At 60.6% G+C, this 7,076-nt stretch carries 6 protein-coding genes and 1 pseudogene; 5 read left to right on the top strand and 2 right to left on the bottom strand.

Annotated features, from left to right (window positions below; genetic code table 11):
- The first annotated feature begins 241 nt into the window (after positions 1-241).
- The gene (locus tag ENZ74_RS15965; protein ID WP_063167806.1) at positions 242-1,342 is read left to right on the top strand and encodes an SEL1-like repeat protein; all 1,101 of its coding nucleotides are present in this window, start codon (positions 242-244) and stop codon (positions 1,340-1,342) included.
- 249 nt (positions 1,343-1,591) lie between these two features.
- On the opposite strand, the gene ENZ74_RS15960 is transcribed toward ENZ74_RS15965, so the two are convergent.
- Complete coding sequence (locus tag ENZ74_RS15960; protein WP_063167807.1) at positions 1,592-2,242, bottom strand: FMN-binding negative transcriptional regulator; 651 nt, start codon at positions 2,240-2,242, stop codon at positions 1,592-1,594.
- A 21-nt stretch (positions 2,243-2,263) separates the two neighbouring features.
- Positions 2,264-2,938 (bottom strand): alpha/beta hydrolase, encoded by a 675-nt coding sequence (locus ENZ74_RS15955; RefSeq protein WP_013532163.1) that lies wholly within the window; start codon positions 2,936-2,938, stop codon positions 2,264-2,266.
- A gap of 236 nt (positions 2,939-3,174) precedes the next feature.
- Between ENZ74_RS15955 and ENZ74_RS15950 the strand changes: the two genes are divergently transcribed.
- From ENZ74_RS15950 to ENZ74_RS35135, 4 genes and pseudogenes are all read left to right on the top strand, one after another.
- Positions 3,175-4,338 carry a cysteine desulfurase family protein gene (locus ENZ74_RS15950; RefSeq protein WP_063167808.1) on the top strand — a complete coding sequence of 388 codons (1,164 nt, stop codon included), beginning with the start codon at positions 3,175-3,177 and terminating at the stop codon, positions 4,336-4,338.
- A 242-nt stretch (positions 4,339-4,580) separates the two neighbouring features.
- Positions 4,581-6,098 carry a Fe-S cluster assembly protein SufB gene (gene sufB, locus ENZ74_RS15945; RefSeq protein WP_013532161.1) on the top strand — a complete coding sequence of 506 codons (1,518 nt, stop codon included), beginning with the start codon at positions 4,581-4,583 and terminating at the stop codon, positions 6,096-6,098.
- 27 nt (positions 6,099-6,125) lie between these two features.
- Complete coding sequence (gene sufC / locus ENZ74_RS15940; protein ID WP_013532160.1) at positions 6,126-6,881, top strand: Fe-S cluster assembly ATPase SufC; 756 nt, start codon at positions 6,126-6,128, stop codon at positions 6,879-6,881.
- 19 nt (positions 6,882-6,900) lie between these two features.
- Positions 6,901-7,076, top strand: a pseudogene (locus ENZ74_RS35135) (Fe-S cluster assembly protein SufD); the annotation flags it as partial.

The following is a 7,076-nucleotide window of genomic DNA, read 5'->3' as shown; positions in this document are numbered from 1 at the left end:
CACTATCCCAGCGACACCGTCGCCGGCTTCGGCCTTGGCTGCGGTTTCGCGCTTGCCTGCGGGCTGGTCTTTGCCCGGCTCGGCTTCATCTTCCGGCCGATGCCTTCGGGCTTGCCGGTCCGCAAGAAGACGTTTTGGCTGATTGGGCCGAGAAGGAATTTGACGGGCCGATGATGCCATGGGTAGGAAAGTCGTTGCGATAACCGGACGGCAAGGCGGGACAATGGTACGACGATCGCGAATGGTGGTAGGAGCGCTGCTGGCGGCATTTGTTGCTGGCGGAGAGATGGCGAACGCCTCGCCCTTCGTTGACACGAAGGAGGGGCAAGTCCAGGTCGACCATATGACCCTGCAGGAATTGCAGGCGGCTGCGCTAACGGGGTCGGCCGACGCGCAGAACCGGCTTGGCGTCGTTTTTCTGCTGGGACTCGGAGTTAAAGCGGATTTCGTCAAGGCTTTCGAATGGTTCCAAAAAGCGGCCGAGAAAGGGCACCCCGACGCGGAGACTTGGTTGGGCAATCTTTATGGAACCGGTCGAGGAGTAACACTCGATCGGCAGAAATCTCTGTTTTGGACAAGGAAGGCCGCAGAGCGCGGTTACAGCCGCGCAGAATATAATTTGGGAGTGAATTTCCTAGAGGGGACACTCACCGCCACGAACTACACCGAAGCCATCGCGTGGTTCAGGCGGGCTGCGGAACATGGCGACGTGTTGGCCAATCACAATCTTGGCCTATTGCTTTTGACAGGACGCGGAACTCCCAGTTCACCGCCAAATCTGAGAATTGAAGTCGACAAGGTACAGGCGCTGAAGTCGATTGCGTTCTCCGCCGAGAGTGGATTTGCGGACTCTCAAGCGGCTCTTGCTGCCATGTATTTCGAGGGGAACGGCGTAACGCAGAGCTATTCTGAAGCGGCCAGATGGTACCTATTGGCCGCGGAGCAGGGCTCAGCGTATGCACAAACGATGCTGTCCGCCATGTACCTTACTGGGCATGGTGTAACCGCCAACCAAGACACTGCCGTGAAATGGCTGAAGAAAGCGGCAGCAAACGGGAATGCTGCGGCTCAGGAACAGTTGGGCCAGAGTTATGGCGGCGGATTCTACGGACTGCCGCAGGATTTCATGCAAGCGATCGAGTGGACGACAAAGGCGGCGGACCAAGGAAACGCGGAAGCACAAAACACTCTTGGAGTAGCCTATCTTAAAGGTCTTGGAGTGCCGTCCGAGCGAGAGGTGGCTCATGATTGGTTTAAAAGGGCCGCCGCACAAGGTAATGCTCATGCAATTTACAACATAGACAAATATTTTAATAAAGATAAGGTTTTTACAGGGCAATGACCCGATTTCTATTTGGCCGGGCTGGGCTTCACCAAGGCTCGGCTTCATCAGTGCTCATTGGCGCGCCTTAATTTCCTTCGCGAACGGTGATGGGCCGGACCGACAGACCTCAAAAGACCGTAGTGTCTGCTTATTGATCGTCCCAGCGCGAACCATGTCACTGACCGCGCTATGGTCCTCAAAGGCGTCGCTCTGAAATTCCCGCTTGGTCGTCATGACCAACCTCCAAGCTACATTCCGCCAATTCAGCTAGACGCCGTCCAGGCCGCCATAGGATCTGACCAATCCGGCCATGTCGGGCGACCGGTGGTCCTCGTGTTCGAGCCCTTGCGCAACGCCGACGCGATCGGCGACCGGCCGGTTCTGGCTGACCTTCCACTTGCCGTGGATTTCGCTGATCTCGATTTCCAGCCCGATAATGCCCTTGATCTGCGACTGGATGAAGGGCTCCGGCGCATCGGTCACCGCCCAGGGCGCGGCGCGGGCGCCTTCCTGGGAGACGGTCAGATCGGCGATCTGCTGCGCCAGCCAGTCCTGATCATCCATCACCTTGACGGTGCCGCGAACCTGCACGATGGCATAATTCCAGGTCGGCACCACCTTGCCGGTCTCGCGCTTGGTCTCGTACCAGGACGGCGTCACATAGGCATCGCTGCCCTGGAAGACGATCAGTACGGTTGACGCCGGATTGTCGGCCAACAGGCGCCATTGCGGGTTGGCCCGCGCCAGATGGGCGCGCAGCCTGCCGTTCGGCCCGATTTCCGCGTCGAGCAGGAACGGGATGGCGTTGGCGACCGGCCCATCGGGTCCGTTGGAAATCAACAGGCCCAGCGGATGCGTCCGGATCAGCCCGTGCAGGATTTCCGGCCGCGTTTCCCTGAAATGAGGAGGTTCGTACATCGCCGTCCCTGCTTTCTTTGCTTATCTCAGCCGCTTCGGCCGCGGATCCGACAATTCGCCGGCCAGCCGGCGGTCGAGATAGTCGGCGCATTCCTCGAGCAGCAGGTCGGCATCGTTGGAGAAGAAATGGTTGGCGCCGGGCAACGTCTTTTGGGTGATGGTGATGCCCTTCTGCGTGTGCAGCTTGTCGACCAGGCCCTGCACATCCTTCGGCGGCGCCACCTTGTCGGCATCGCCATGGATGATCAGGCCCGATGACGGGCAGGGCGCCAGGAACGAGAAATCATAGGTGTTGGGCTGCGGCGCGATCGAGATGAAGCCTTCGATCTCGGGCCGGCGCATCAGAAGCTGCATGCCGATCCAGGATCCGAACGAGTAGCCGGCGACCCAGCAGCTCTTGGAATCGGGATGCAGCGACTGCACCCAATCCAGCGCCGCGGCAGCGTCCGACAACTCGCCGGTGCCGTGGTCGAATTCGCCCTGACTGCGGCCGATGCCGCGGAAATTGAAGCGAAGCGTGGTGAAGTCCCGCTTCTGGAACATGTAGAAGAGGTCGTAGACGATCTTGTTGTTCATCGTGCCGCCGAATTGCGGGTGCGGGTGCAGGACGATGGCAATCGGCGCGCTCTTTTCCTTGGAAGGCTGGTAGCGACCCTCCAGGCGGCCGGCAGGACCGGTGAAAATGACCTCAGGCATAAAATACTCCACTAGGTAATACGAATGCGCGGTGCCTGGAACGTTTCCTCTGGCCTTGACGCAGGGCGAGCGTCTTCTTAGAAGCTAGTTTAGAATTGTTCAAAACTGAGTGGCAAGACATCGAGCCCGGCCACCCGCGCCGCAAGCCGCGTAAATAGGACGGCTCGCCTTGGAATTTCAAGGAAATAACGCCATACGACGGCGGAATGGCTTCTGACGGGACTTGACGGACGAAAATGGCCGCAAAACGCGCCTATCTCGACTACAATGCCAGTGCGCCGCTGCTTGCCGCGGCCCGCGAAGCTATGGTCGCGGCGCTCGATGTCGCCGCCAATCCGTCATCGGTTCACGCCGAGGGGCGGGCGGCCCGCCGTCTGATCGAGACCGCAAGGCGTGACGTGGCGGCGCTCGTCAACGCCAAGCCCGAGCACGTCGTGTTCACCTCCGGTGCCACGGAAGCAGCCTCGACGCTGCTGTCACCCGACTGGCAGATGGGGCGCGGCACGGTGCGCATGAGCCGGCTTTACGTGTCGGAGGCCGATCATCCCTGCCTGTTGAACGGCGGACATTTCCCGGCAGTGCAGGTAAACCGGATCGGCGTCGACGCCAACGGTATCGCCGATCTCGACGCTTTGGCGGCAGCGCTCAGTGGTCATGACAAGAGCGAAGGCCTGCCGCTGGTTGCCATCCACGCCGCCAACAACGAGACCGGCGTCATCCAGCCGATCGATCGCATCGCCGGGATCGTCAAGGCGGCGGGCGGCATCCTCATGGTCGACGCCGTGCAGGCCGCCGGGCGTGTTTCGATCGATCTATCAGCGGGTTACGCCGATTATCTGATTCTGTCCTCGCACAAGATCGGTGGTCCCAAGGGCGTCGGCGCCATCGTCGCGGCTTCGGATCTGATGATGCCGAAGCCGTTGATCAATGGCGGCGGTCAGGAAAAGGGCCATCGCGGCGGGACTGAAAACCTCGCTGCCATTGCCGGTTTTGGCGCGGCCGCCCGCGAGGCCCTGGCCGGATTGCCGGCCATAGATGCGGTGCGCCGGCGCCGCGACGAGATCGAGGCCATCGTGAAAACGCTGGTGCCGGACGCGGAAATCTTCGGAACCGGTGCGCCAAGGCTTGCCAATACGGCATTCTTCGCTATTGCGGGCGTCAAAGCCGAAACCGCGCAGATCGCCTTCGACCTGGCCGGCGTAGCGCTGTCGGCCGGCTCTGCCTGTTCGTCCGGCAAGGTCGGACCGAGCCATGTGCTGAAAGCCATGGGATACGGTGACAGCCTTGGCGCCTTGCGCGTGTCGATCGGTCCGGCGACGGGCGCGGAAGACATCGAGTTGTTTCGCGTTGCGCTGACGGGAATCGCCGCGCGTCGGGCGGATAGAGAAAAAGCCGCGTGAGCGGTTGGGGCATCGGACCGAAAAGCGCGTAGCGATTTTCGGGAAAATCCGATGCTTGACGAAAATGATTTGGGCCATTCGGCCTGGTAGAGCCGTGCGTTTCATGCTGGCCGGGTGAATTTCCGGTCGAAGCGCACTATATGAAACTTACGCTGCCGCAAGCGCCTTTTTGGGGTTCGTTTTGGCGGTGCCATAGTTTGAAAACTGTCGGGCCTTGACCCCGGCGTGGATGGAGAACGCATATGCCTGCTGTGCAGGACACGATCGATCGGGTCCGAAAGATCGACGTCGACCAATATAAATATGGATTCCAGACCGAAATCGCGATGGATAAGGCCCCCAAAGGCCTCAGCGAAGACATTATCCGTTTCATTTCGGCCAAGAAGGACGAACCGTCCTGGATGCTGGAATGGCGTCTGGAAGCCTATCGCCGTTGGCTGACGCTTGACGAGCCGACCTGGGCGCGCGTCCACTATCCCAAGATCGATTTCCAGGACATCTACTTCTACGCGGCGCCCAAGAGCACGCCCGGCCCGACCTCGCTCAGCGATGTCGATCCCGAACTCTTGAAGGTCTACGAGAAGCTCGGTATTCCGCTGCGCGAGCAGGAAATCCTCGCCGGCGTGCAGAAGACCGACGCCTCGGAACTCGAGGAAGTCAGCGACAATGTCTACAAATCGGGCCGCGTCGCCGTCGACGCCGTGTTCGATTCCGTTTCCGTCGTCACCACCTTCAAGAAGGAGCTGGCGCAGGCCGGCGTCATCTTCTGCTCGATCTCGGAAGCCATCCGCGAGCATCCCGAACTGGTGAAGAAGTATCTCGGCTCGGTTGTGCCGACCTCCGACAATTATTACGCCACGCTGAATTCGGCCGTGTTCACCGACGGCTCGTTCGTCTTCGTGCCCAAGGGCGTGCGCTGCCCGATGGAGCTGTCGACCTATTTCCGCATGAACGAGAAGAACACCGGCCAGTTCGAGCGCACGCTGATCATCGCCGAGGAGGGGGCTTACGTCTCCTATCTCGAAGGCTGCACGGCGCCGCAGCGCGATGAGAACCAGCTGCATGCCGCCGTCGTCGAACTGGTGGCGCTCGACGATGCCGAGATCAAATATTCGACGGTGCAGAACTGGTATCCCGGAGACGCCGAGGGCAAGGGTGGCATCTACAATTTCGTCACCAAGCGCGGCGACTGCCGTGGCGATCGCTCGAAGATCTCGTGGACGCAGGTCGAGACCGGCTCGGCGATCACCTGGAAATATCCGAGCTGCATCCTGCGCGGCGACGATTCCTCGGGCGAGTTCTATTCGATCGCTGTCTCGAACGGTTATCAGCAGGTCGACAGCGGCACCAAGATGATCCACCTCGGCAAGAACACGTCGAGCCGCATCATCTCCAAAGGCATCGCCGCCGGCTTCTCGCAGAACACCTATCGCGGCCAGGTCTCGGCGCACCGCAAGGCGACCAACGCCCGCAACTTCACCAACTGCGATTCCCTGCTGATCGGCGACCAGTGCGGCGCGCACACCGTGCCCTACATGGAAGCCAAGAATTCGACGGCGCAGTTCGAGCACGAAGCGACCACGTCGAAGATTTCCGAGGACCAGAAATTCTACGTCATGCAGCGCGGTATCCCTGAAGAGGAGGCGATCGCGCTGATCGTCAACGGCTTCGTCAAGGACGTCATCCAGCAACTGCCGATGGAATTCGCTGTCGAGGCGCAGAAGCTGATCGGTATCTCGCTTGAGGGCTCGGTCGGCTGACCGGACAGATATTCAGGAAACGAAAAAATGCTTGAAATCAGAAACCTGCACGCCCGCATCGTCGATGACGGCACCGAAATCATCCGCGGTCTGAACCTGACGGTGAAAGCCGGCGAGGTTGCCGCGATCATGGGGCCGAACGGCTCGGGCAAATCGACGCTGTCCTACATCCTCGCCGGTCGCGAGGACTATGAGGTGACCGAGGGCGACATCCTCTACAACGGCCAGTCGATCCTCGAAATGGATCCGGCCGAGCGCGCCACGTCAGGCATCTTCCTCGCCTTCCAGTATCCGATGGAGATACCGGGCGTCGCCACCATGGAATTCCTGAAAGTGGCGATGAACGAGCAGCGCAAGGCGCGCGGCGAGGAGCCGCTGAAGATCCCGGAATTTTTGAAGCGCGTGAAGGAAGCCGCCGCCTCGCTCAGCATGGAGATGGCGATGCTGAAGCGGCCGCTTAATGTCGGCTTTTCCGGCGGCGAGAAGAAGCGGGCGGAGATCCTGCAGATGAAATTGCTGGAGCCGAAATTGTGCGTGCTCGACGAGACCGATTCCGGCCTCGACATCGATGCGCTGAAGATCGTTTCCGACGGCGTCAACGCGCTGCGCGCGCCGGACCGGGCGTTCCTGGTCATCACCCACTACCAGCGCCTGCTTGAGCACATCGTGCCCGACACCGTGCATGTGCTCTACAAGGGGCAGGTCATCAAGTCAGGCGACAAGTCGCTGGCGCTCGACCTGGAAGCCAATGGCTATGCCGGCGTGATCGGCGAAGCAGCGTGAGATGCCAGAGGTAATACCGATGAACATGCACGCACAACCGCAGCGGACACCGGCCGAGACAGCGTTGATCGACGCGTTCGGCGACCGGCTGTCGCTGCTGCCGGGCGACGGCGCGGTGATGCTGAAGCGCGACGACGCCATCGAGACGATCAAGCACGGCCTGCCGACGCGGCGCGTCGAATCCTGGCACTATAC

This window comes from Mesorhizobium sp. M7A.F.Ca.CA.002.15.2.1, assembly GCF_003998715.1.
GTDB lineage: Bacteria > Pseudomonadota > Alphaproteobacteria > Rhizobiales > Rhizobiaceae > Mesorhizobium > Mesorhizobium ciceri.
This window is presented reverse-complemented; position numbering and strand designations above follow the sequence as displayed.

Excerpts from the sequence above, each read along its gene's own strand:
- ENZ74_RS15965 (WP_063167806.1), top strand. The coding sequence starts at position 242 with ATGGTGGTAGGAGCGCTGCTGGCGGCATTTGTTGCTGGCGGAGAGATG.
- ENZ74_RS15960 (WP_063167807.1), bottom strand. The coding sequence starts at position 2,242 with ATGTACGAACCTCCTCATTTCAGGGAAACGCGGCCGGAAATCCTGCAC.
- ENZ74_RS15955 (WP_013532163.1), bottom strand. The coding sequence starts at position 2,938 with ATGCCTGAGGTCATTTTCACCGGTCCTGCCGGCCGCCTGGAGGGTCGC.
- ENZ74_RS15950 (WP_063167808.1), top strand. The coding sequence starts at position 3,175 with ATGGCCGCAAAACGCGCCTATCTCGACTACAATGCCAGTGCGCCGCTG.
- sufB (WP_013532161.1), top strand. The coding sequence starts at position 4,581 with ATGCCTGCTGTGCAGGACACGATCGATCGGGTCCGAAAGATCGACGTC.
- sufC (WP_013532160.1), top strand. The coding sequence starts at position 6,126 with ATGCTTGAAATCAGAAACCTGCACGCCCGCATCGTCGATGACGGCACC.